Origin of the sequence: Azospirillum halopraeferens DSM 3675 (assembly GCF_000429625.1) — a bacterium.
GTDB lineage: Bacteria > Pseudomonadota > Alphaproteobacteria > Azospirillales > Azospirillaceae > Azospirillum > Azospirillum halopraeferens.
Genome location: NZ_AUCF01000001.1, coordinates 578,568 through 600,723, shown reverse-complemented (window position 1 = coordinate 600,723; position 22,156 = coordinate 578,568). Strand labels below are relative to the sequence as shown.

At 71.3% G+C, this 22,156-nt stretch carries 22 protein-coding genes; 11 read left to right on the top strand and 11 right to left on the bottom strand.

All coding sequences use genetic code 11. The features are described from left to right. The first annotated feature begins 57 nt into the window (after nt 1–57). The 5 genes from G472_RS37855 to G472_RS0102845 all read left to right on the top strand — a co-directional run bounded on the left by G472_RS37855 (nt 58) and on the right by G472_RS0102845 (nt 4,426). Nucleotides 58–555, top strand: a complete 498-nt coding sequence (locus G472_RS37855) for a ribbon-helix-helix domain-containing protein (protein WP_169732765.1) — start codon at nt 58–60, stop codon at nt 553–555. Nucleotides 556–784: 229 nt separating this feature from the next. Beyond that, nucleotides 785–2,269: an ABC transporter substrate-binding protein gene (locus G472_RS0102860; protein WP_169732764.1), complete on the top strand. Its 1,485-nt coding sequence runs from the start codon at nt 785–787 to the stop codon at nt 2,267–2,269. After that, nucleotides 2,269–3,201, top strand: coding sequence for an ABC transporter permease (locus tag G472_RS0102855; RefSeq protein WP_029007166.1), 933 nt, complete (start codon nt 2,269–2,271; stop codon nt 3,199–3,201). Before G472_RS0102860 ends, G472_RS0102855 begins: the two co-directional genes overlap by 1 nt. After that, nucleotides 3,198–4,022: an ABC transporter permease gene (locus tag G472_RS30900; protein ID WP_051340224.1), complete on the top strand. Its 825-nt coding sequence runs from the start codon at nt 3,198–3,200 to the stop codon at nt 4,020–4,022. Before G472_RS0102855 ends, G472_RS30900 begins: the two co-directional genes overlap by 4 nt. Nucleotides 4,023–4,186: 164 nt before the next feature. Next, the gene (locus G472_RS0102845) at nt 4,187–4,426 is read left to right on the top strand and encodes a hypothetical protein (protein ID WP_029007165.1); all 240 of its coding nucleotides are present in this window, start codon (nt 4,187–4,189) and stop codon (nt 4,424–4,426) included. 40 nt (nt 4,427–4,466) lie between these two features. Here G472_RS0102845 and lysA read toward each other — a convergent pair whose 3' ends face one another. The 3 genes from lysA to argH are packed head-to-tail and all read right to left on the bottom strand — an operon-like array spanning nt 4,467 to nt 7,350. Next, nucleotides 4,467–5,729, bottom strand: coding sequence for a diaminopimelate decarboxylase (lysA, locus tag G472_RS0102840; protein WP_029007164.1), 1,263 nt, complete (start codon nt 5,727–5,729; stop codon nt 4,467–4,469). Beyond that, nucleotides 5,726–5,941, bottom strand: coding sequence for a hypothetical protein (locus G472_RS0102835; protein WP_035690723.1), 216 nt, complete (start codon nt 5,939–5,941; stop codon nt 5,726–5,728). The genes lysA and G472_RS0102835 overlap by 4 nt, the downstream gene beginning before the upstream one ends. Beyond that, on the bottom strand, nt 5,938–7,350 hold the full coding sequence (argH, locus tag G472_RS0102830; protein ID WP_029007162.1) for an argininosuccinate lyase: 1,413 nt from the start codon (nt 7,348–7,350) through the stop codon (nt 5,938–5,940). Before argH ends, G472_RS0102835 begins: the two co-directional genes overlap by 4 nt. A 45-nt stretch (nt 7,351–7,395) precedes the next feature. Between argH and G472_RS0102825 the strand changes: the two genes are divergently transcribed. Next, entirely contained in the window at nt 7,396–8,058 is a 663-nt protein-coding gene (locus tag G472_RS0102825) for a TlpA family protein disulfide reductase (protein ID WP_035690721.1), read from the top strand. Nucleotides 8,059–8,074: 16 nt separating this feature from the next. Next, the gene (locus G472_RS0102820; RefSeq protein WP_029007160.1) at nt 8,075–9,877 is read left to right on the top strand and encodes a chloride channel protein; all 1,803 of its coding nucleotides are present in this window, start codon (nt 8,075–8,077) and stop codon (nt 9,875–9,877) included. Between the two features lie 18 nt (nt 9,878–9,895). On the opposite strand, the gene G472_RS0102815 is transcribed toward G472_RS0102820, so the two are convergent. The 3 genes from G472_RS0102815 to serA all read right to left on the bottom strand — a co-directional run bounded on the left by G472_RS0102815 (nt 9,896) and on the right by serA (nt 13,839). Beyond that, nucleotides 9,896–11,725: an SLC13 family permease gene (locus G472_RS0102815; RefSeq protein ID WP_029007159.1), complete on the bottom strand. Its 1,830-nt coding sequence runs from the start codon at nt 11,723–11,725 to the stop codon at nt 9,896–9,898. Between the two features lie 80 nt (nt 11,726–11,805). Beyond that, complete coding sequence (locus tag G472_RS0102810; protein WP_051340222.1) at nt 11,806–12,549, bottom strand: hypothetical protein; 744 nt, start codon at nt 12,547–12,549, stop codon at nt 11,806–11,808. A 42-nt stretch (nt 12,550–12,591) separates the two neighbouring features. Beyond that, on the bottom strand, nt 12,592–13,839 hold the full coding sequence (serA, locus tag G472_RS0102805) for a phosphoglycerate dehydrogenase (RefSeq protein ID WP_029007157.1): 1,248 nt from the start codon (nt 13,837–13,839) through the stop codon (nt 12,592–12,594). A gap of 160 nt (nt 13,840–13,999) precedes the next feature. Between serA and G472_RS36705 the strand changes: the two genes are divergently transcribed. The 4 genes from G472_RS36705 to G472_RS0102785 all read left to right on the top strand — a co-directional run bounded on the left by G472_RS36705 (nt 14,000) and on the right by G472_RS0102785 (nt 16,573). Then, complete coding sequence (locus G472_RS36705) at nt 14,000–15,037, top strand: DUF3298 domain-containing protein (RefSeq protein WP_051340219.1); 1,038 nt, start codon at nt 14,000–14,002, stop codon at nt 15,035–15,037. Nucleotides 15,038–15,050: 13 nt separating this feature from the next. After that, entirely contained in the window at nt 15,051–15,395 is a 345-nt protein-coding gene (arsC, locus tag G472_RS0102795) for an arsenate reductase (glutaredoxin) (RefSeq protein WP_029007156.1), read from the top strand. A gap of 241 nt (nt 15,396–15,636) precedes the next feature. Continuing rightward, nucleotides 15,637–16,041, top strand: a complete 405-nt coding sequence (locus tag G472_RS40775) for a hypothetical protein (protein WP_156926961.1) — start codon at nt 15,637–15,639, stop codon at nt 16,039–16,041. 67 nt (nt 16,042–16,108) lie between these two features. Next, nucleotides 16,109–16,573: a DUF2892 domain-containing protein gene (locus G472_RS0102785; RefSeq protein WP_029007154.1), complete on the top strand. Its 465-nt coding sequence runs from the start codon at nt 16,109–16,111 to the stop codon at nt 16,571–16,573. Nucleotides 16,574–16,804: 231 nt separating this feature from the next. On the opposite strand, the gene queG is transcribed toward G472_RS0102785, so the two are convergent. From queG to G472_RS0102760, 5 genes are all read right to left on the bottom strand, one after another. Beyond that, on the bottom strand, nt 16,805–17,884 hold the full coding sequence (gene queG, locus G472_RS0102780) for a tRNA epoxyqueuosine(34) reductase QueG (RefSeq protein ID WP_029007153.1): 1,080 nt from the start codon (nt 17,882–17,884) through the stop codon (nt 16,805–16,807). Next, entirely contained in the window at nt 17,871–18,338 is a 468-nt protein-coding gene (gene queF, locus G472_RS0102775; RefSeq protein WP_029007152.1) for a preQ(1) synthase, read from the bottom strand. The genes queG and queF overlap by 14 nt, the downstream gene beginning before the upstream one ends. Further along, nucleotides 18,335–19,522 carry a tRNA guanosine(34) transglycosylase Tgt gene (gene tgt, locus G472_RS30890; RefSeq protein ID WP_035690719.1) on the bottom strand — a complete coding sequence of 396 codons (1,188 nt, stop codon included), beginning with the start codon at nt 19,520–19,522 and terminating at the stop codon, nt 18,335–18,337. The genes queF and tgt overlap by 4 nt, the downstream gene beginning before the upstream one ends. After that, a complete protein-coding gene (gene queA / locus G472_RS0102765; protein ID WP_029007151.1) occupies nt 19,519–20,550 on the bottom strand; it encodes a tRNA preQ1(34) S-adenosylmethionine ribosyltransferase-isomerase QueA in 1,032 nt (343 codons plus the stop codon). The genes tgt and queA overlap by 4 nt, the downstream gene beginning before the upstream one ends. A gap of 61 nt (nt 20,551–20,611) precedes the next feature. Continuing rightward, complete coding sequence (locus G472_RS0102760) at nt 20,612–22,063, bottom strand: S41 family peptidase (RefSeq protein WP_035690716.1); 1,452 nt, start codon at nt 22,061–22,063, stop codon at nt 20,612–20,614. Nucleotides 22,064–22,156 lie beyond the last annotated feature (93 nt).

The following is a 22,156-nucleotide window of genomic DNA, read 5'->3' as shown; positions in this document are numbered from 1 at the left end:
TCTGTGGGCAAAGAGGACTCGATAGGAGGTCGGTGGTGTGCATGCCAGAGAGTGCAGGTGCGGGCCCGCAAGACCGGCGGGTCGTACCGGGTGCAACCGCCGGCGGGAAACAACACAGGGATCGGCAACGCTTCGCGCCGGTCCGATCGGGAGGCACAGGCCATGTCCAGCATTCTTGATGCCGCGATGGATGCTCTCGACGGTGAGGAAGAGATCAGCCGGACCATCGTCGTCAACGGCCGCCGAACGGTGATCCGCATCAGCGCCTATCTCTGGGACGTGCTCGATCGCATCGCGCACGACCGGGACAGCACGACGGGGCGGATCGTCCGGGAGGTCGCGACGACGACCACGGTCGATGCCGAACCGGCAGCGCGGGAGCGGATCGAAGCGGCTCTGCGGGTCTATATTCTTCTTCATGTCCGCGACGGTGCAGGTGATCCCGACACCTGGCCCTGCGATGGCGTGGTCGGTGCCGGCGCGGTGTCGTCCGGCCTGCGCGGCCGCATTCATCCGTTGCCCGGCCTGCACGAGGATGGTGTCCGCTTCGCCTGACCCTGCGGACCGGCTGATGCTGTGTCAATTCCGGTCCTACCGCTGCCGTTCATCCTATGATATTCACGCCGTCACACCCGCCCGGCAAGAAGCCCGGAGGGCGTGAAGGCGTGAACCCGATGAACGGTAAGTTGAATATATGGGCATTCGCTGCGCTTCTCTGAGGTTCCTGAGCGGCTTACTGCGCGCTGTGATGGTGGTTGCATTCCTGTGCGCTCCGGGAGTGTCGGTGGCGCGGGGTATCGACGTCAATCTTGCGAATGACCCGCCGACCCTTGATCCGTCGGGGTTGTTCGGGCAGGTCGGCTTCCAGGTGCTCGACCTTGTCTATGAAGGGCTGACGGCACCGGGGCCGGAAGGCCGGCCACAGCCTGCCCTGGCGGTGCGCTGGGAAGGGCTGGAGGATGGGCGCGTCTGGCGTTTCCACCTGCGCGACGGCGTGCGTTTCCACACCGGCCGGCCGCTTGATGCCACGGCGGTGAAGGAGAGCCTGGAGGAGATCCTGCGGCCGGGCCGCCGGCCCGGTTTGTTCGCCTTTCTCTTGCGCAACGTGGCCGGCGCCGCGGAACTGACCGCGGGTACGGCGCAGGGGTTGAGCGGTGTGGAGGTGGTCGACGCCGACACGGTGGAGATCACCCTGACGGGACCGGATGCCCTGTTCGCCGGCTATCCCATGTACATCTTCGACGTGTCCGTGGCACGGAACGATCCCGACTGGCACCGCCACCGTTCCGCCGGAACCGGGCCGTTCCGCCTGGAGCGCTGGACCCCCAACGTGTCCCTGCATCTGGCGGCGGCCCCCGGATACTGGGGTGCCCCGCCGCCGGTCGACGCGGTGCGCTATGCCGTGCTGACCGGGATCGACGCGGTTCTGAACGCCTATGACGCCGGGATGCTGGATGTGGCGGTGGTGTCCGATGACGGTGTGGGCCGGGTGCTGGGCAACCCGCGCTACCGGGACCGGGCGCTCCTGTTCCGGCGCGTCCAGTTCCGGTATCTCGGGCTGAACGGAAGCCGCTATCCGCCTTTCGCCGACCGGGACGTGCGTGCCGCCATCGCCGCTGCCGTCGACTCCGCCGGGCTGGGCCGCGCACTGTATGCCGAGGCGGCGGTGCCCCTGTCGGGCTTCACCGTTCCCGGACTCGCCGGCCACGCCGCGAACCGCGAGCGGGTGGGAGAGGCGGCGGCACCCGCGCCCGCCACCCCTCCCGGCACGATATCCGGCACTCCGCTGCCGCCTCTGGAGATCGCCGGGATCAGCGTGCACCGCAATGAGCTGTCCTATCTGGCCGATCGTGTCGGCAGTGTCCTCGGCCGGCCGGTCGGGGTGCGGATCATGGAACGCAGCGCCTATCTGGCCGCCGCAACGGCCGGCGAACTCCCGCTGTTCCTCGGCGGCTGGACCGCCGACTATCCCGAGATGATGAGCGTTCTGGGGCCCCTGTGGCATTCCACCAGCCCGTTCAACGTATCGCGCTTCGCCCACCCGGAGGTGGATGCCCTGATCGAGGAGGCGCGCGTCACCCTGGAAGAGGATCGCCGCCACACCCTCTACGCGGCCATCGACCGCATCCTGCGGGACCATGTGGCGGCGGTGCCCCTGTACACGCCGTCCTATGTACTGCTGACGCGGCCGGACGGGCCGCCGGTCTGCCTCACTCCGGCCGGCGCCCTGTGCTTCGGGCGCAACGCCGGCGCGGTGAAGCCGAACTGATGCTTGCGCTGGCCGTCCACCGCCTGAGCGCCTGGCTGGCCCTGCTGGGGTCCGTGGGGGTGCTGGCGGCGCTGGCCGTCCGGCTGTCGCCCGGCGGCTCGCCGGCCCTTGCGCTGCACGACCGGCCGGTTCATCCAACCCTGGCGGTGGACGGGGCGGATGCACCGCTTTGGCTACAGGTGCTTCGCCAGGTGGCCGCACTGCTGCAGGGAGACCTGGGGAGGTCCGTCCGCTACGCCGACACGCCGGTGCTCGCCCTCATCGCCGAGGCTCTGCCGGTGACACTGGCGCTTGTGGCCGGCGCCCTGCTCGTCGCCGCGGCGACGGGAATGGGGGCCGGAGTGCTGGCCGCCCTGCACCGGGGGCGGGCGGTCGACCGGGTGATCACCCTTCTCATGGTCGCCTGCCTGGCAGCGCCGCTGCCGGTTGCCGCGGCGCTGGCGATCCATATCGGCGCCGTGTCCCTGGGTGTGCTGCCGCCGCTCGGTTGGGGAAAGCCCGCGCATGCGATCATGCCCACGCTGGTGCTGGCGCTGCCGGCGATCGGGCATGTGGGGCGCTGGACGCGCGCCCTGCTGGTCGACGTCCTGGAGCGCCCCTTCATCTGTCAGGCGCGGGCCAAGGGCCTGGGGCCGACAGCCGTGATCGTCCGGCATGCCATGCCGCACGCCGCCGGCCCCCTGCTGACCATCTTCGCCCTGTTGGCCGGCGCGTTCATCGGCGGCAGCGCGGTGGTGGAGGAGATCTTTGCCATCCCCGGGCTGGGCCGACTTGCGGTCGAGGCGATGCGGGCCCGCGATCATCCGCTGGCGGTCGCCGTCGTCCTTTGCGGTGCGGTGGTCTATGCCACCGCCATGCTGACCGCCGACCTGCTGGCGGCCTGGATCGACCCGCGCCGGCGCAGCGGCATCGGGACGGGAACCACCCCGTGACGACGCGGCGGCGGGGCCGCTACCCTACAGGCATCGTGGCGGCGGTGGCCGTCTTCGTCCTGGTTCTGCCCGCGATTCAGGGGCTGATGCCCTGGGACCCGACCCACACCAACCTGCTGGCGGCGATGCAACCGCCGTCGGCGGCGCACTGGCTTGGCACCGATGCGCTCGGGCGCGACATGCTGGCCCGGCTGCTTGCGGCGTGCCGCACATCGCTCACCGTCTCGCTGGCCGCGGTGGCGCTGGCCACCGCCGGCGGTGTCCTTGTCGGAATCGCCGCCGGCGTCGCGGGCGGGATTGCGGACGCGGTGCTGTCTTGGGCAGCGGACGTGGTTGCGGCCGTCCCGCGGCTGCTGCTGGCCATGGTGGCCGCGGCGGTGCTGGGCGGCGGCGCCGTCGGCGTTACCGGGGCGCTGGCGCTGGCGTCCTTTCCCACCATCGTCCGCCTGGCGCGGGCGGCGGTGCTCGCGACGCTGGCCGAAGGCTATGTCCACGCCTCCGTCGCGTCCGGCGCTTCGGGATGGCACGTCGCCAGGGTCCACGTACTTCCCGCCATCCGGGGGTTGATGCTGAACCGGGCGGCGGCGCTGGTGGGCACGGCCATACTGGTTGAGGCGTCCCTGGGATTCCTCGGACTCGGTGCTCCGGACCCGACGCTGGGCGGTCTGATCCGCGACGGGTTGGCGGCCTTGGAAAGGGCACCGATTCTGGCGGTTGCACCGATGGTCACGGTCTTCGCCATTGCCCTGGTTTGCCATCTCGCGGCCGATCGGGCGGCGGAGATGGACGGACGGCGGCCGGTGTCCCCGTCGGGTGCATGAGGCGCCTGCCGCGACCCCATCCGTAAGATGGTGGCCGAGCATCCTCGGCCGGCATTGCATTGCACCGGTTTTCCGTCGCACCCTGGGACTCGCGGCAAGCGCGTGTCCGAACCGGCGAGGCGCACCGAAGATGCCGGCAGCTTGCACGGATGACGAGCGGCACGATGGGAACCATGTCCGAACCGGCGGCAATGGCGTTCGACACCATGAACGACGAAACGGTCGCCCGCCTCGCCGAGGCGGTGCTGGCGGAGCTGATCGCCCGCAAGAACCTGTGCATCAGGACGCTGGACCCGCCGGCCGAACTCGACGCGCAGGACGTCTACATGAGCGTGTCGAGCGGCCTGGGGCAGGTGCAGATCACCGTCTTCAACGATCCTGTGCGGCGCAGGGCGGGACACTGATACACCCGGAACCCGGCATGGTCATGCCCGCCCGCACCGGTCAGGCCAGCCAGTCGGGCATGCGCTCGGCGGCCAGCATGGCCTCGATGGAGGGGCGGGGGCGGACCACGGCGAAGGCATCGCCGCGCACCAGCACCTCCGGCGCCAGGGGCCGGGTGTTGTAGGTGGAGGACATCACCGCGCCGTAGGCCCCGGCGGAGTGGAAGGCCACCAGTTCGTCGGCACCCATGGCCGGCAGGGGCCGTTGCAGGGCGAAGGTGTCGCCGCTCTCGCACACCGGCCCGACCACGTCGATGGGGGCGATGTCGGGGTTCGGCCCCGGTTCCCGGACGGGCACGATGGCATGGTAGGCGTCGTACAGCGTCGGGCGGATCAGGTCGTTCATGGCCGCGTCGACGATCAGGAAGCGGCGGTGCAGCCCCTGCTTCACGAAGATCACCCGGGCCACCAGGATGCCGGCATTGCCCACCAGGGACCGCCCCGGCTCCAGCGTCACGCGGCAGCCGAGGTTGCCGGTGATGGAGCGCACCATGCCCGCATAGGCCGTCAGGTCCGGCGGCGATTCCTCGCGGTAACGGATGCCGAGCCCGCCGCCCAGGTCGAGGCGGCGGATGTCGATGCCGTCGGCGCGCAGGGCGTGCAGCAGCTCCACCACCCGCTCGTACGCCGCGCGAAAGGGGGCGAGGTCGGTGAGCTGGGAACCGATGTGCACGGCGATGCCCAGCGGTGCCAGGCCGGGCAGTGCCGCGGCGCGGCCGTACACCTCGCGCGCATGGTCCCAGTCGATGCCGAACTTGTTCTCCTTCTTGCCCGTCGCGATCTTCGCGTGGGTGCCGGCGTCCACGTCGGGGTTGACCCGGATGGCGATGGGGGCCTCCACCCCCATGGACGTGGCGACCTCGCTGAGCGCCTCCAGCTCCGGCACCGACTCCACGTTGATCTGGTGGATGCCGGCCTCCAGGGCCGCCCGCATCTCGCCCCGCGTCTTGCCGACGCCGGAGAACACGATGCGCTCCGCCGGCACGCCGGCCGCCAGCGCCCGGCGCATCTCCCCTTCCGACACCACGTCGGCGCCGGCCCCGAGGTCGGCGAAGGTGCGGATGACGGCGAGGTTGGAGTTGGCCTTGACCGCATAGCAGACGGCCGCGTCCTGCCCCTCGAACGCGTCGGCGTAGGACCGGTAGGCGGCGGTCAGCGCGGCGTGGGAGTAGCAGTAGAAGGGCGTGCCCACGGCGTCGGCGATGGCGGGCAGGGCGACGTCCTCGGCATGCAGGACGCCGTTGCGGTAGGTGAACACGCTCATGGGAACTTCACTCCGGGCGCCAGCTCGCCCGGCCGCGGGTTGAGGGTGGCGGGATCGGGATAGGTGCCGGGGAAGCGGTCGGCGTCGCGCCCCTGCGGCGGGTCGACGAAGTCCGGCTTCTTGCCGCAGGCCCCCAGCGACAGGGCGAGCGCCACCACGAGCAGGCCCATGGCCAGCCCGACGGCGCGGCGGTGGGTGAGACGCGGGATCACAGGAACCGCTCCCGCGCGGCCCGGACGGCCTCGCGCACGCGGTCGGGCGCGGTGCCGCCGAAGCTCGTGCGGCTGGCGACGGAGGCTTCGACGGTGAGCACCTGGTAGACCTCCCCGGTGATGCGCGGCTCGATCGACCGCAGCTCGTCCAACGTCAGGTCGGACAGTCCCTTACCGCCGTCCTCCGCCAGCTTGACGGCGCGGCCGGTGACGTGATGCGCCTCGCGGAAGGGCATCCCCGGCACCCGGACCAGCCAGTCGGCCAGGTCGGTGGCGGTGAGGAAGCCGCGCTCGGCGGCGGCGCGCATGGCCGCGGGCTGCGGCATCATGTCGCGCACCATGCCCTCCATGGCGGCGATGCACAGGGCCAGGGTGTCGTCGGTCTCGAACACCGGCTCCTTGTCTTCCTGCATGTCCTTGGAATAGGCCAGCGGCAGCCCCTTCATGACGACCAGCAGGCCGGCCAGCGCGCCGATCACCCGGCCGGCCTTGGCCCGCACCAGCTCCGCCGCGTCGGGGTTCTTCTTCTGCGGCATGATGGAGGAGCCGGTGGTGAAGGCGTCCGACAGCCGCACAAAGCGGAACTGGTCGGAGCACCACAGCACGATTTCCTCGGCGAAGCGCGACAGGTGCATGGCGCAGATCGAGGCTGCCGCCAGGTACTCCAGCGCGAAGTCCCGGTCGGAGACGGCGTCCAGGGAATTGGCCGTCGGCCGGTCGAAGCCCAGGTCGGCGGCCGTGGCGTGGCGGTCGATGGGGAACGGCGTGCCGGCCAGGGCGGCGGAGCCCAGCGGGCACTCGTTCAGCCGGGCGCGCGCGTCGCGGAAGCGACCGCGGTCGCGCCCCGCCATCTCCACATAGGCCAGCAGATGGTGGCCGAAGGTGACGGGCTGGGCCGCCTGCAGGTGGGTGAAGCCGGGCATCACCGTGTCGGCGTGCCGCTCCGCCAGGTCGATCAGGGCGGCCTGGAGCGCCTGCAAACCGGCGTCGGTGCGGTCGATGGCGTCGCGCACCCACAGGCGGAAATCGGTCGCCACCTGGTCGTTGCGGGACCGCGCGGTGTGCAGCCGCTTGGCCGGCTCGCCCACCAGTTCGGCCAGGCGGGCCTCCACGTTCATGTGGATATCCTCCAGCTCCGTCTTGAAGACGAAGGTTCCGGAGTCGATTTCCTGTCCCACGCGGTCGAGTCCGTCGCGGATGACGTCGGCATCGGCTTGCGTGATGATGCCCCGGCGGGCCAGCATGGCGGCGTGCGCCTTGGAGCCGGCGATGTCCTGGGCGGCGAGACGCCGGTCAAAGCCGATGGAGGCGTTGATGCGCTCCATGATGGCGGCCGGTCCGCGGGCGAAGCGGCCGCCCCACATCTGGCTGGCGGCGGGGGAGGTCGGCTTGGTGCTGTCGGCGCTCATGGCTGGGTGACCGGACGAATCGGGATGGGGGTGAGGACGGTGAGTATGCGGACTTTGGCGGTCTCCGCAATCCTTTCGGTGGCCGTGGGCGTCGCGGCGTGGTTGGCGGCCGGCGCATGGATGACCCCGGCGGCGGCGCCGACGGTGGTGACCCTGCCGGCCGGGGCCGCGGCCTCGCCCGCGGCGGGGACGGTCGCGGCCGGCCCGGAACGCTTCCGGGCGGTGTCGCCGCCGCGGCCGGTGCCGGACTTCGCCTTCGTCGACGGCGACGGCGCCAAGGTCACGGTGGCCGATTTCGCCGGCCGGATGGTGCTGCTGAACCTGTGGGCCACGTGGTGCGCGCCGTGCGTGAAGGAGATGCCGGCCCTCGATCGCCTGGAGGCGGCGCTGGGCGGCGACCGGTTCCTCGTGCTCGCCCTGTCGGTGGACCGCGGCGGGCGCGACACGGTGCAGCCGTTCCTGGAGAAACTGGGGGTTCGGCGACTGGGGCTCTTCCTCGATCCCGGCAACGCCAGCATGGCGGCCCTGTCGCCGCGCGGCCTGCCCACCACGCTGCTGATCGACGAGCAGGGCCGCGAGATCGCCCGCCTGGAGGGCGCGGCCGAGTGGGACTCGCCGGAGATGATGGCCTACCTGCGTCAACACGGTGCCGGCGGCGGCGGCGTGGCGCCGCGCGACCGCGGCGGGCTGGTCAACACCGGCGGCTGAAGGCGCGCCGTCCGTCATGACGGAATCCGCCATTCCGGGGAACCGGGCGGAATCGGCCGCGGCCGCGCCGGCGCGGGCCCGGCACGCCCTGCGCGACAGCCCGCTGGCGCTGATCGTTCTGGCGGCGACGCTGGGCGGCGCGGTGGGCGCCGGCGTGGCGATGCTGCACGCCGCGGTGGCGTGGGCTCAGCGGACGGCCTTCCACCTGCCGGCGGGGACCCACCTCGGCGCCGACGCCGCCCTGGCGGACTGGCGTGTGGTGGCGGTGCCCACGGTGGGCGGGCTGGCGCTGGGGCTGCTGCTGGCCGGGCTCAAGCGCTGGCGCCCGCGTGACATCGTCGATCCCGTCGAGGCCAACGCCCTGTTCGGCGGCCGGATGTCGCTGCTGGACAGCGTACGGCTGACTTACCTGACGCTGATCTCCAACGCCTCGGGCGCGTCGGTGGGGATGGAAGCAGCCTATACCCAGGCGGGATCGGGGATGACGTCGCGAGCCGGGCAGTGGCTCCGGGTGCGCCGCGGCGATCTGCGCACGCTGGTGGGATGCGGCGCCGCCGCGGCCATCGCCGCTGCCTACTCCGCCCCGCTGGCCGGCGCCTTCTACGCCTTCGAGCTGGTGCTGGGGGGATACACGCTGGCGACGCTGGCACCGGTGGGAGCGGCGGCGGGCGTGTCGGTGGCCGTGGCCACCTGGCTGTCCGGGGCCGGGCACGCGGCGGTGGCGGCGCCCGCCGGCGTGGCCCTGTACGGCTGGGATTATCTGGCGTGTGCGGGGGTGGGGTTCCTGTCCGGGTGGCTCGCCATTGCCGCCATGCAGGCGGTGACGCTGGCGGAGCGTGCGTTCCGCGCGTTGCCCGGCCCGGTGTGGGGGCGCCCGGCCCTGGGCGGCTTCGGTGTCGGCCTCCTGGCGCTCGCCTTTCCGGAGGTGCTGGGCGCCGGCCCCGGTGCCGCCCCGCCGCCGCTGGAGATCGGCGCGGCGGCCCTGGCAGCCCTGCTGGTCACCAAGATTCTGGCGTCGGCCCTGTCCCTCGGGGCCGGGTTCCGCGGCGGACTGTTCAGCGCATCGCTGTTCCTGGGCGCCCTGTTCGGCGGTCTTCTCGGCCTTCTGGCGGAACGGTATGTTCCCGGTCTCGGCCTCGATGCCGGAGCGTTGATCCTGGTCGGCATGGGAGCGGTGGCCGCGGGGGTGGTCGGCGGGCCGATGACCATGGTGCTGCTGGTTCTGGAGGCGACCGCCGACCTGACCGCGGCGGCCGGGGTGCTGACCGGGGTGGTGGTGTCCACCACCGTGGTGCGCCACGCTTTCGGCTATTCCTTCACCACCTGGCGCTTTCACCTGCGCGGCGTGCCGATCCGTGGCGCCCACGACGTGGGCTGGATGGGCGAGCTGACGGCCAACCGGCTGATGCGCCGCGATCACAAGACGGTGCCGGAGACCACGACGCTGGCCGGTCTGCGCCGCCTGTTCCCGTTGGGTTCGGTCAAGGCGGTGTTCGCGGTGGACACCGCCGGGCGCTACGCCGGCGTGGTGGACATGGCGGCGGTTCATGACCCGTCCTACGACCCGGAACTGGAGGGGATGTGCGTGCGCGACCTGGCGCTCCACCGAGACGCCGTGCTGGGCGAGCGCGATGACATCCGCACCGTGCTCGCCCGCTTCCGCGACTCGGAAGCCGAGATCCTGCCGGTGACCGCGGCGGGAGAGCGCGCCATCCTCGGCTACATCACCGAGGCGTTCGCCCTGCGCCGCTACAGCCGCGAGCTGGAGCGGCTGCGCGGCGAAGAGACGGGGGACCAGGGGCTGTACGGGCGTGATTGATCCGGCCGGGCCGGGTCGTCAGGGCGGCAGCAGCCAGGGGACCAGCAGCACGCTGACGATCATCACGAGCACCGTGAAGGGCACGCCGACCTTCACGAAATCGGTGAAGACGTAGTTGCCGGGGCCGACCACCAGCGTGTTCACCGGCGACGACACCGGCGTCATGAAGGCGGAGGAGGCCGCCAGGGCAACGATCATCGCGAACGGGTAGGGTGACGCCTGGAGCGTCTCGGCAACCGCCAGGGCGACCGGCGCCATCAGCACGGCTGTGGCGGTGTTGGAGATGAACAGCCCGAACACGGCGGTGATGGCGAACAGGCCGGCCAGGATCATGCGGGGGCCGGCGTCTCCGGCCAGCGTCAACAGGGTGTCTGCCGCCAGATCGACACCGCCTGTCTTCTGAAGGGCGATGGAGAACGGCAGCATGCCGACGATCAGGATCAGGCTCTGCCAGTGGATCGAGCGGTAGGCGGCGTCCAGGTCGATGCAGCGCAGCACCCCCAGCAGCAGGCAGCCGATCAGCGCCGCCTGAACGTTGGGCACGACGCCGGTGATCATCAGGCCGACGGTCACCGCCAGGGCGACCAGGGCGTGCGGCGCCCGGGCGGCGGCCGGCACGATCTCGTCCAGCTCCCCGGGCAGGTTGAGGATGATCAGGTCCACCGGCGCGCTCTGAAGCCGGCGGATCGCCTTCCAGGTGCCCACCAGCAGCAGCGTGTCGCCGACCTTGAGGTGTTCGTCGAGCAGGCTTTCCCGGTGCGGCACGGTGCCCCGCCGCAGCCCCACCACGTTCAGCCCGTATTGCGTGCGAAAGCGCGCCTTGACCACGGTCTTGCCGACCAGCGCCGACGTCGGCGGGATCATCACCTCGACCATGCCGATGTCCTGCGACCGGTCGGAGAAGTAGGCGCCCGACAGGGTCAGCTTTTCCAGCCGGTACCGCCGCGCCACCTCCGCGATGTCGATGGCGGGCGAAAACAGGTCGAGGAACAGGACGTCGCCGCCGTGCAGCACGGTCTCCGCCTGCGGGCGGATCAGGCGGTGCTCGAAGCGGCCGTTGCGCTCCACCGCGATGATGTTCACGCCGGACGTGCTGCGCAGGTTGAGTTCGTCCAGACGCTTGCCGACCAGCGGCGAGTCCGGGCCGACGCGCAGGCGGTGCTCCCGCTCCGCCAGGCCGTAGTCGCGGACCCAGTCGGCGAGGGCCGGCCGCACGCTCTCCACCGGCTGCTCCGGCTGCCGGCCGGCCAGCCAGCGGCGGGCGAACAGCATGTAGCCGACGCCCAGCACCAGCAGCGGCAGGCCGAAGGGCGTGATGCTGAAGAAATGGAACCCGTCGAACCCGTGGCGCACCAGTTCGGCGTTCACCACCAGGTTCGGCGCCGTGGCGACGAGGGTCATCATGCCGCTGAGCAGGGCCGCGACGCTGAGCGGCATCATCAGCCGCCCCGCGGCGATGCCGGCGGTGCGCGCCATGCGCAGAACCACGGGGATGAAGATGGCGACGACACCGGTGGAACTCATCACCGAACCGACGCCGGCGACGATGACCATCAGAAGCGACAGAAGGCGGGTTTCGCTGCGCCCGGCGCGGGCGATCAGCCAGTCCCCCAGGCGCCGCGCGATGCCGGTGCGCACCAGCCCCTCGCCGATCACGAACAGGGCGGCGATCAGCACGATGTTGGGGTCGCTGAAGCCGGACAGGGCCTCGTTCATGGTGATGATGCCGGTGAAGGGCAGCACCGTGATCATCAGGAGCCCGACGGCGTCCATGCGCGGCCGGTTGGCGGCGAACATGACGATGGCGGCGGCGAGGAGAAGCAGAACGAGGATGAGATCGGCGGTCATGGTCCGTCGGGTGCGGTTGCCCGCACGGCCCTAGCACAGGGTGGACGGGGCGGCAATGGGTTGGTCCCCCGCGCCTGCGCTCACATCCGGCCCTGGCCGGTCACATACTTTCCCAGTTCGCCGCCGCAGCTCCGGCTCACCCGCTCGTACTCGTCGACGGTGTCGACGCCGGCCTGGCGGCGGTCGCGCTCGCGGGTGAACTCGTCGAGGATCGTGCGCATCTCCGCGTCGATGGGGCGGCGCAGGGTGGTCATGACCTGCTGCCGGCTGCGCGAGCGCACCGTCCCCGTCTGCGCCGCCACCGCGGCCACCCGGCGGCGGATGATGGCGAGGTACTCCTCCATCAGCGCGTCGTCCACGGCGACGTGCTGCATCTCGTGGTCCAGCACCTCGCGGTGGATGCAGGAGCCGCGGGGCAGTTCACGGGCCACGTAGACCACCCGCTCCTGCGTGCCGAAGGTGACGGAGACGGAGGCCAGGGCGCCGCAGTAGGCACCGTCCCCCAACTGGCCGTAGCTGACGGCGATGTCGTAGGTCTGCTGGAACACCGCGTGGGCCAGGCCCAGGATGTGGCCGGACCCGGAGCCGGCCGGACCGGGCGCCCGTCCGGGGATGCGGGCAAGCTGCTGGATGGTGCGTGTGAAGTCCCGGCGCAGCGGCGCGTTGGTCAGGGAAACGCTCACCTGTGGCCGCTCGAAGGCCGGGCAGCCGTCGGCTTGCGCCACGGCGGGAGCCGCGGCCGCCAGCCAGCAGGCCGCAGCGGCCGCCGACGCGACGGTCAACACCGTGAAGCGGGAAAGCGGAGACGGGGCCATTCCGGTCATGTCGGTAGACTCCCGCCCCCGCGCAAGGGACGGTCCCCGTCCTCAGCCGATGCGGCCGGGATAGAGGAACCGCGTCTTCAGCGTGCCGTCGATGGCGCGCAGGTCGTTCAGCACCTCCACCTCGTCCGCGTCGCCGTCCACGTCGATGACGACATAGCCCAGTTCCGGGTCGGTCTGGAGATACTGGGCGGCGATGTTGAGGTTGCGCGACGAGAACACGTCGTTGATCTTGCGCAGCACGCCCGGCACGTTGCGGTGCAGGTGCAGGAAGCGGGTGGCGCCGTCATGCACCGGCAGGGCCGCCTGCGGGAAGTTCACCGCCCCCATGGTCGAGCCGTTGTCGGAATACTCGATCAGCTTCTGCGCCACCTCGGCGCCGATGTTGGCCTGCGCCTCCAGGGTGGAACCGCCGATGTGCGGCGTCAGGATGACGTTGGGGCGACCGCGCAGCGGGCTCTCGAAGGTGTCGCCCTCGCCCGACGGCTCCCTGGGGAAGACGTCGAGGGCGGCGCCCAGAACGTGCTTCTCGTCCAGCGCGCGGGCCAGCGCGTCGATGTCCACCACCTTGCCGCGGGCCAGGTTCAGCAGATAGCTGCCCCGCTTCATCATGCGGAGCTGCGCGTCGCCGATCATGTTGCGGGTCTGCGGCGTGTCGGGAACGTGCAGGGATACCACGTCGGACACGCCCAGCAGCTCTTCCAGCGAGTTGCAGGGATGGGCGTTGCCCAGCGCCAGCTTGCGCTGCACGTCGAAGAAGCGGACCTGCATGCCCATCGCCTCGGCCAGGATGGAGACCTGGCTGCCGATGTGGCCGTAGCCAACGATGCCCAGCGTCTTGCCGCGTACCTCGTAGGAGTTCTTTGCCGTCTTCATCCAGCCGCCGGCGTGGACGTCCGACGACTTCTCGAAGATGCCGCGCATCAGCATGATGATCTCGCCGATCACCAGTTCCGCCACCGATCGGGTGTTGGAATAGGGGGCGTTGAACACCGGGATGCCCTGGCGGCGGGCCGCCTTCAGATCCACCTGGTTGGTGCCGATGCAGAAGCAGCCGACGCAGAACAGCCGCTGCGCCGCTTCGAGGACGCGGGCGGTCAGGTGAGTGCGCGAGCGGATGCCGATCATGTGCACGGCGCCGATCCGCTCCAGCAGTTCCGCCTCGTCCAGCGCGTGGGGCAGGCGCTCGACGCTGGCATAGCCGCGGGCCGCCAGTTCGGCGATGGCGGTGTCGTGGACTCCCTCCAGCAGGAGGATGTTGATCTTGTCCTTGGAAAGCGAAAGCTTCGTCACGTCGGCGATCCTCGATTCTCGCGCATACCCGCGGGCGCGGCCGGACAGTAACGGCACCGGTTCGTCTTGTCACGGGCTTCGGCGCATTCGCAAGGCGGCTTGGCGCGGGGCGCGGGGCGCGCTATCAGTCTGCTGCGGAAACCGGCGGGGAGGGGCTGTGATGATGCGCGGCATCGGGGCGGGGATTGCGGTTCTGTTGACGGCCGGCACGGCCGGTGCGGCCAGCTTCCCCTGCACGGACGCCCGCCGCCCTGTGGAGCAGTTGATCTGTTCCGCGCCGGAACTGTCGCGCGCCGACGAGCGGATGGGCGACGCCTACGACGCCCTGCTGGCCGCGGCGGCCGGTCAGGGGGTCGGCGACGCCCTGCGCGACCGGCTGCACCGCGGGCAGCGGGAATGGCTGACGTGGCGCGACCGGGTGTGCGAGGTGCCGACGGGGACGGTGACGCCGGGGGACCTGTCGGGCCTCACCGGCTGTCTGCTGGCGGTGACCATGGACCGGCTGGAGACCCTGCGTCGGCTGACCGAGGGGCTGCCGGTCAGCGCCCTGATCGAGCCGCAGCCGATCAAGGAGAGCAACGACGCCCGGCGCTACGACCTGGACGTCTCCTACCCGGCCCTCGACCCCGCGGTGGCCGGTGCGGCGGGCTTCAACTCGCTGGTGGAGCAGCGCATCCGCCGCCATATCGACTCCTTCCGCGCCGCCGCCGCCGAGGCGGAGGCCGACGCGCCGGAGGAGTTCCGCTCTGACCTGATGATCGGCTACGACGTCGCCTACGCGTCGCCGCGGCTGGTCTCCGTGTCCTTCGACGTGAGCACCTACGTGGCCGGCGCCGCCCATGGGCTGACGCTGCACGAGGGCCTGCACTACGACCTCGGCGCCGGCCGCCCGTTCGGCGCCGACGCCGTGTTCCGGCCGGAGAGCGGCTGGCGCGAGGCGCTGGCCGCGCACGCCCTGGCGGACCTGCGGCGCCAGGCCCGCCAGGTCGACCTGGAGTTGCTGGTGGAGCGGGCGGAGGACCTGGCCGATGTGGTCGCCGACCTGTCCCATTGGCGCCTGGAGACCGACATGGCCTACATCGTCTTCGATCCTTATTCGGCCGCGCCTTACTCGGCCGGACCGCTGGAGGTCGCCGTCAGCTACGCCCTGCTGGCTCCCTACCTGCGGCCCGACGGCCCGCTGCCGCCCAAGCGCTGACCAGGAGATGCCCATGAGCGCCCCGGTGACCATCTACCACAACCCGCGTTGCTCCAAGTCCCGCCAGACCCTGGACCTGCTGCGCGCCAACGGCGTCGAGCCGACGGTGGTCGAGTATCTGAAGACCCCGCCCACGGCGCAGGAGCTGAAGGATATCCTCACCGCCCTGGGCTGGCGCCCGGCCGAACTGCTGCGCGCCAGGGAGGCCGCCGAGGCCGCCATCGGCCGGGACCTGGACGACGAGGCGCTGATCGCCGCCATGGTCGCCAACCCCGCAGTGATCGAGCGCCCGATCGTCGTCAAAGGCGACACGGCGCGCGTGGGGCGCCCGCCGGAGAGCGTGCTGGAGATCCTGTAGGGGTCCTACATGGCGTAATCGGCTGGTGGCTGCTCTCCCGTTGGCACGGGGTCAAGGTTACCCTGCCCCGGGGAAATAGCCGCGAGAGGAGAGCAGCCGTGGCCCATTATGCGGACTTATGGAGCATCCGCCACCATGGCGGGCGGGTGAACTGACCGCATCAGAACAAATAATGAACTTAGCGAATCACCGCGGAGTCGTGGCCGGGTAGACCCGGGCGATCACCGTGTCCGAGATCGCCATGCCCCGTCACAGCAAAAGCCGGCACATTCTTCTCACCGCCGCGGCGCGCACGCTGTCGCCGGCGACCGTGCTGCGCCTGTCGGACATGGAAGCCCAGACGGTGTTCGCGGCGATCCCCTGGCCGGAGACGAACGGGCGTCCCGTGTGCCCGGCCTGCGATTGTGATGCGGTTCTCTGGTTCCTCGGGGTCGCCTGCCCGACCTGCAACAAGCTCCTGCTGCTGGTCTTCGGGGCGGACCTGCTGCTCGCCCACTTCGAGCCGTACCGCCTCCATCCGGCCGTGGTCGGCGCCGCCACCACCGCGGCGGCGGTCGTGTGGGAGTGGGGGCAGCGCCGCCACGCGGTGGTCTGCCCCGCAGACATCCCGGACCACACCATCCGGGAACGCATCAGTCTGCCCTAATGTTTGCAGGGCAGACGGCGCCGCCTTTTCGCGGCGCCGTGCACCGGAACCGACACAGGAGTGAACCATGCTGCCCGCCACCGCGTCGCGCGTCGAAAACGCCACGTCCGCGGACCTCAACCGCCGCTTCGCCGCTGAGATCGAGGAGAGCCTGCGCCATCACGCCGAACACCCGGAGGAGATCGAACGGCGCCTGGACGAGCTCGACCACGAGTGGGACATCGAGCGCATGCTCGAGGCCAACGCGGCGACGCTGGCGCTGACCGGTACGGTGCTGGGCGCCCTGGTGGACCGCCGTTTCCTCGTCCTGCCCGCGGTGGTGACCGGGTTCCTGCTCCAGCACGCTCTCCAAGGCTGGTGCCCGCCGGTCCCGGTGTTCCGTCGCCTGGGCGTTCGTACCACCGCCGAGATCGACCGCGAGCGGTACGCGCTCAAGGCCCTGCGCGGCGACTTCCGGCGGCTCGACACGACGTCCCTGAACACGAACCCGCGCCGGCGCGCCGAGGCGGCGTTGGACGCCGCCGTGGCATGACCCAACCGAGGTGCCCGCGGCCGGTATCGGTCCGGGTTCCTCGCCGACCCGACAAAAACGGCGCATTGCATGACGGACCGCTTGCGGGTGGACGGCCGCTTCACCATCGAATGGACGTCGCCGACCGCCGACCGCGTTGGGGAACTGGCTCGCGAGGGATTCCGCTCGATCGCCCGGGGTTCCGGCGTCTGGCCTCGGCGCGCCTTGAGACCGATTAGAGAACCGACGGAATCAATTTGATTCCGTCGGTATGCCCCTCGACGGCCGCAGCCGCGCCACCGCCCAGCGGGCCGCGTCGCGCACGGTTTCGTCGGCGTCGTCCAGCCGTTCCGCGGCCACCGCGGCCATTGCGGGATCGCCGGAGTTGCCGAGCGCGATCAGCACGTTGCGCACGAAGCGGTGGCGCCCCAGGCGCTTGATGGGGGAGGCGGTGAACAGGGCGCGGAAGGCGGCGTCGTCGAGGCGCGCCAGGTCCGCCAGCTTCGGCGCCGTCAGCGCCTCGCGCGGCAGGAAGGCGGCCTCGCGGCTGGCCGCGGCGAAGCTGTTCCACGGGCAGACGGCGAGGCAGTCGTCGCAACCGTAGATGCGGTTGCCGATGGCTTCGCGGAACTCCTCGGGGATGGGGCCGTGGTGCTCGTTGGTCAGGTAGGCGATGCAGCGCCGGGCGTCCAGGGTGTAGGGCGCCGGGAAGGCGCCGGTGGGACAGATGTCCTGGCAGCGCCGGCAGGTGCCGCAGCGGTCGCGCTCCGGCGGATCGGCCGGCAGGTCCAGCGTGGTGAAGATCTCGCCGAGGAACAGCCAGCTTCCGTGGCGGCGCGACACCAGCACCGTGTGCTTGCCCTGCCAGCCCACGCCGCTGCGCGCCGCCAGCGGCTTTTCCATCACCGGTGCCGTGTCCACGAAGACCTTCACGCCGGCGTCGAAGCGTTGGTGCATCCACTGGGCGATCTGCTTCAGCCGGCCCTTGATCAGGTCGTGATAGTCGCGGTTGCGGGCGTAGACGGAGATGACGCCGCGGTCCCGGTGCTCCAGCAGCTCCAGCGGATCGTCGGCCGGCGCGTAGGACAGGCCCAGCACGATGACGCTGCGCACCTCCGGCCACAGGCTGCGGGGGTCGCCGCGGCGCTCCGCCGTTTCGGCCATCCACTCCATGCCGCCGTGCCAACCCTCGGCCAGCGCCCGGGCGAGGCGGTCGCGGTCGCGGTCGTCCAGCGCGGCCGGGGCGAAGCCGACCGCGTCGAAGCCGAGGGCATGCGCCCGGGCGCGGATCGCCTCCTTCAGCTCCTGCGGGGACGGGTCAGCCGCGGCCACGGTAGGGAGCGACCTCCTGCGGCGGGATCCACACGCCGTCGGGCGGCGGGCCGGACTGGTAGAACACGTCGATGGGGATGCCGCCGCGCGGGTACCAATAGCCGCCGATGCGCAGCCACAGGGGCGCCAGTTCCGTCTCCAGCCGCTTGGCGATGGACACCGTGCACGCCTCGTGGAACGAGCCGTGGTTGCGGAAGGAGCCGAGGTAGAGTTTGAGCGACTTGCTCTCCACCAGCCAGTCGCCGGGCACATAATCGATGACCAGGTGGGCGAAGTCGGGCTGGCCGGTGATGGGGCACAGCGAGGTGAACTCCGGCGCCGCGAAGCGCACCAGGTAGCGCTCCCCCGGATGGGGGTTGGGCACCCGCTCGATCACCGCCGCCTCGGGCGTGTCGGGCAGGGCGGTCCTGGCGCCGAGCTGGGTCAGGTTGCGGTAGATGGTCTCGTCGCTCATCGGCGTCCTCCCGAGCCGGCCGTGCTCAGGGCCAGCGGATCGGGCAGGGCGGGCAGGTCGCCCTGCGTCAGCTCTTCCTCCAGGGCGCGCGCCGTCTCCTCGAAGGTGCCGGCCTCGATGGCCGCCCGCAAGGACGCCATCAGGTCCTGGTAGAAGTGCAGGTTGTGCATGGTCAACAGCATGGGACCCAACATCTCACCGGCGCGGAACAGGTGGTGCAGGTAGCCGCGGCCGTAGTGCCGGCAGGCGGGGCAGCCGCAGCGCTCGTCCAGCGGCCGGTCGTCGTGGGCGTGCCGGGCATTGCGCAGGTTCAGCGTGCCGCGGCGCACGAACGCCTGCCCGGTGCGGCCGGAGCGGGTGGGCATCACGCAGTCGAACATGTCGATGCCGCGGCGCACGGCGCCGATCAGGTCGCTCGGCCGGCCGACACCCATCAGATAGCGGGGTCGGTCGGCGGCCATGGCCGGGGTGGTGAAGTCCAGCACCCGGAACATTTCCTCCTGCCCCTCGCCGACGGCCAGGCCGCCGACGGCGTAGCCGTCGAAGCCGATGCCGGTCAGCGCCGCCACCGATTCCATGCGCAGGTCCTCGTAGACGCCGCCCTGCACGATGCCGAACAGGCCGTAGCCGGGCCGCTCGACGAACGCCGCCCGGCTGCGCGCCGCCCAGCGCATGGACAGGCGCATGGAGGCAGCCGCCTGCTCGTGCGTCGCCGGGAAGGGCGTGCACTCGTCGAAGCACATGGTGATGTTGGAATCCAGCAGGTGCTGGATCTCCATGGAGCGTTCGGGCGTCAGGTGGTGGCGCGAGCCGTCCAGGTGCGACTTGAAGGTCACCCCCTGCTCGTCGATGGTGCGCAGGTCGGCCAGGGACATCACCTGGAAGCCGCCGCTGTCGGTCAGGATCGGCCCCGGCCAGTTCATGAAGCGGTGCAGCCCGCCGAGCTGGGCCACCCGCTCCGCCGTCGGGCGCAGCATCAGGTGGTAGGTGTTGCCCAGGATGATCTCGGCCCCCGTGGCCTTCACCTGCTCCGGGTGCATGCCCTTGACGGTGGCGGCGGTGCCCACGGGCATGAAGGCCGGTGTGTTGATCACGCCGTGCGCCGTGGTCAGGCGTCCGCGCCGGGCCGGCCCGTCGGTGGTCAGCAGCTCGAAGCTCAGGCCGGTGGTCGGGCCGGTGGTCATGGGGTCCTCCGCAGCAGCGAGGCGTCGCCGTAGGAGTAGAAGCGGTAGCCCGTGGCGATGGCGTGGTCGTAGGCGGCGCGCATGCGCTCCATGCCCGCGAAGGCGCAGACCAGCATGAACAGGGTCGAACGGGGCAGGTGGAAGTTGGTCAGCAGCAGATCGACCGCGCGGAACCGATAGCCGGGAAAGATGAAGATGTCCGTCTCGTCGGCGAAGGGCGCCAGGGTGCCGTCCGCGGCGGCGGCCGATTCCAGCAGGCGCAGGGCCGTGGTGCCCACCGCCAGCACGCGGCCGCCGGCGGCGCGGGCGGCGTTGACCGCGGCGGCGGTCTCCGGCGACACCTCGCCGTACTCGGCGTGCATGCGGTGTTCGCGGATGTCCTCCACCTTCACCGGCAGGAAGGTGCCGGCCCCCACGTGCAGCGTCACCGGCACCCGCCGTACGCCCCGCGCGTCGAGGCGGGCCAGCAGCTCCGGCGTGAAGTGCAGGCCGGCGGTGGGGGCGGCCACCGCTCCCTCCCGGCTGGCGAAGACGGTCTGGTAATCCTCGCGGTCCGACGCCTCCTCCCCCTCCGGGCGCCGGATGTAGGGGGGGAGCGGCATGGCGCCGTGGGCGTGCAGCCGCTCGAACAGGGCGGCGCCGCCGACGGAGAAGCGCAGCCGCACCTCGCCGCCGTCGCGCTTGTCCTCAATGGCGGCGGTGAAGCCGTCGGCGAAGTCGATGGTCTGCCCGACCTTCAGCCGCTTGCCCGGCCGCGCGAAGGCGGCCCAGGCGTCATCGCCCTCGCGCTTGTGCAGCAGCACCTCGACGCGCACCGCGCCGCGCTGCCCGTAGAGACGGGCGGGGATGACGCGCGTGTCGTTGTAGACCATCACGTCGCCGGGCTGCAGCAGCTCCGGCAGGTCACGGACGATGCGGTCGCACAGGGACGGGCCCACCTCCAGCAGCCGCGCGGCGTCGCGCGGGCGAACGGGATGGTCGGCGATCCGCTCGGGCGGCAGGTGGAAGTCGAAATCGGCGGTCTTCATGGGACGCGCTGATATAGGGCATCGGCGCGCCGATGGGAAGCGAGAGGGTGGTCTCCTTGGGCTACTTGCGCCCGACCAGCGTGCCGGTCAGCCGGGTGCGGATGGCGGCGACGGCGCAGTTGAGGGGGCGGTCGTCGTCCGGCCGGGACGCGGCGAAGGCCACGTCGGGGCACAGATCCTCCATCTTCCAGGCGCGCGGGGTCGGCGGCGGCGGTGCGTTCGGGTCGCAGCCCGCGGGGTCGGCATGGACCTCCTCCGGCGGCGGCGTTCCGGGCGGACCGACGACCGGCATCGCCGGGCGGATCTCCAGGTTCGGCGAGATGCCGAAGCAGTCCACCAGGGCACCGGAGGGGCGGAAATAGCGGGCCGTGGTCAGCCGGATGCCGATGTCGCCGGACAGGGACGAGATCGTCTGCACCGACCCCTTGCCGTAGGACCGCACGCCGAACAGCAGGGCCCGGCTGTGGTCCTGCAGGGCGCCGGCGACGATCTCCGACGCCGAGGCCGAGCCGCTGTTGATGAGCACCACGATGGGCAGGCCGGCCATCAGGTCGCCGGGGGTGCCGGTGTAGTGCCGGTTCTCGGTCGGATCGCGGCCGCGGACGGCGACGATGTCCACCGCCTCCAGGAAGCGATCGGCCACGTTGACCGCCTGGTCCAGCAGGCCGCCGGGGTTGTTGCGCAGGTCGATCACCGCGCCGGCCAGCCGCCCGTTGGCCTGGCGGCGCATATCCTCCACCGCCTCGTCCAGGGCGTGGGCGGTCTGCTGGTTGAAGGCGGCGATACGAATGTAGGCGACGTCGCCTTCCAGCCGGGCGCGGACGGGCTGGATCTTCACCACCGCGCGGGTCAGCGACACCTTCACGGGGTTGTCGACGCTGGGCCGCCGCAGGGTCAGCGCCACCGAGGTGCCGACGGGACCGCGCATGCGGGCCACCGCGTCGCGCAGGTTCAGACCCTTGACCGGCAACTCGTCGATGTTGGCGATGAGATCGCCGGTGCGCAGGCCGGCGCGGGCGGCCGGCGAGCCGTCGATGGGGGAGACGACGCGCACCAGGCCGCTGTCGTCGTCCATGGTCACCTCGATGCCGAGGCCGCCGAACTCACCCTGGGTCTGTTCCCGCATGTAGCGGAAATGCTCCGAATCCAGGAAGGCGGAGTAAGGGTCGAGGGAACTGAGCATGGCATCCAGCGCGGCCTCGGTCAGGCGGCGGTCGTCGGCGCGCGGTTCCTCCGTCTTGCGGCGGGCCAGACCATCGACGGCCTTCTGCACCAGCACCTGGGGTTCGCCGGGCTTCACATGCTCCGCCATCACCCGCCGCAGGACATCGGCGAACAGGGTGTAGTTGCGGTCCGACGTGCCGGGTACGGCGCCGTTCTGGCGGTGCTTGGCGAATTCCTGCCGATACTGCTCCAGGGGGCCGGCGAGTTCGCCGCGCCCGGAGGGGACGACCGCGCAGGCCGGCCCCATCGCCACCATCAGCAGCAACAGTGCCGCGACCAGTTTCGCCATCCTGCGATCCTCTTGACTGACCGGCGGTGCCGGCACGCTCCCGACCATCGATGTCACTGCGCCACTGTTGCCTTCGGCCCGGGCCCCCCGGCC

Bases quoted from the DNA above. Each gene is read 5' to 3' on its own strand.
- arsC (WP_029007156.1), top strand. From the start codon at position 15,051: ATGAGCGCCCCGGTGACCATCTACCACAACCCGCGTTGCTCCAAGTCC.
- queA (WP_029007151.1), bottom strand. From the start codon at position 20,550: ATGAAGACCGCCGATTTCGACTTCCACCTGCCGCCCGAGCGGATCGCC.
- G472_RS40775 (WP_156926961.1), top strand. From the start codon at position 15,637: ATGCCCCGTCACAGCAAAAGCCGGCACATTCTTCTCACCGCCGCGGCG.
- queF (WP_029007152.1), bottom strand. From the start codon at position 18,338: ATGAGCGACGAGACCATCTACCGCAACCTGACCCAGCTCGGCGCCAGG.
- G472_RS0102810 (WP_051340222.1), bottom strand. From the start codon at position 12,549: ATGACCGGAATGGCCCCGTCTCCGCTTTCCCGCTTCACGGTGTTGACC.
- G472_RS0102855 (WP_029007166.1), top strand. From the start codon at position 2,269: ATGCTTGCGCTGGCCGTCCACCGCCTGAGCGCCTGGCTGGCCCTGCTG.
- lysA (WP_029007164.1), bottom strand. From the start codon at position 5,729: ATGAGCGTGTTCACCTACCGCAACGGCGTCCTGCATGCCGAGGACGTC.
- G472_RS0102820 (WP_029007160.1), top strand. From the start codon at position 8,075: ATGACGGAATCCGCCATTCCGGGGAACCGGGCGGAATCGGCCGCGGCC.
- G472_RS0102815 (WP_029007159.1), bottom strand. From the start codon at position 11,725: ATGACCGCCGATCTCATCCTCGTTCTGCTTCTCCTCGCCGCCGCCATC.
- G472_RS0102785 (WP_029007154.1), top strand. From the start codon at position 16,109: ATGCTGCCCGCCACCGCGTCGCGCGTCGAAAACGCCACGTCCGCGGAC.
- G472_RS36705 (WP_051340219.1), top strand. From the start codon at position 14,000: ATGATGCGCGGCATCGGGGCGGGGATTGCGGTTCTGTTGACGGCCGGC.
- G472_RS0102845 (WP_029007165.1), top strand. From the start codon at position 4,187: ATGGGAACCATGTCCGAACCGGCGGCAATGGCGTTCGACACCATGAAC.
- G472_RS0102760 (WP_035690716.1), bottom strand. From the start codon at position 22,063: ATGGCGAAACTGGTCGCGGCACTGTTGCTGCTGATGGTGGCGATGGGG.
- tgt (WP_035690719.1), bottom strand. From the start codon at position 19,522: ATGACCACCGGCCCGACCACCGGCCTGAGCTTCGAGCTGCTGACCACC.
- argH (WP_029007162.1), bottom strand. From the start codon at position 7,350: ATGAGCGCCGACAGCACCAAGCCGACCTCCCCCGCCGCCAGCCAGATG.
- G472_RS0102825 (WP_035690721.1), top strand. From the start codon at position 7,396: ATGCGGACTTTGGCGGTCTCCGCAATCCTTTCGGTGGCCGTGGGCGTC.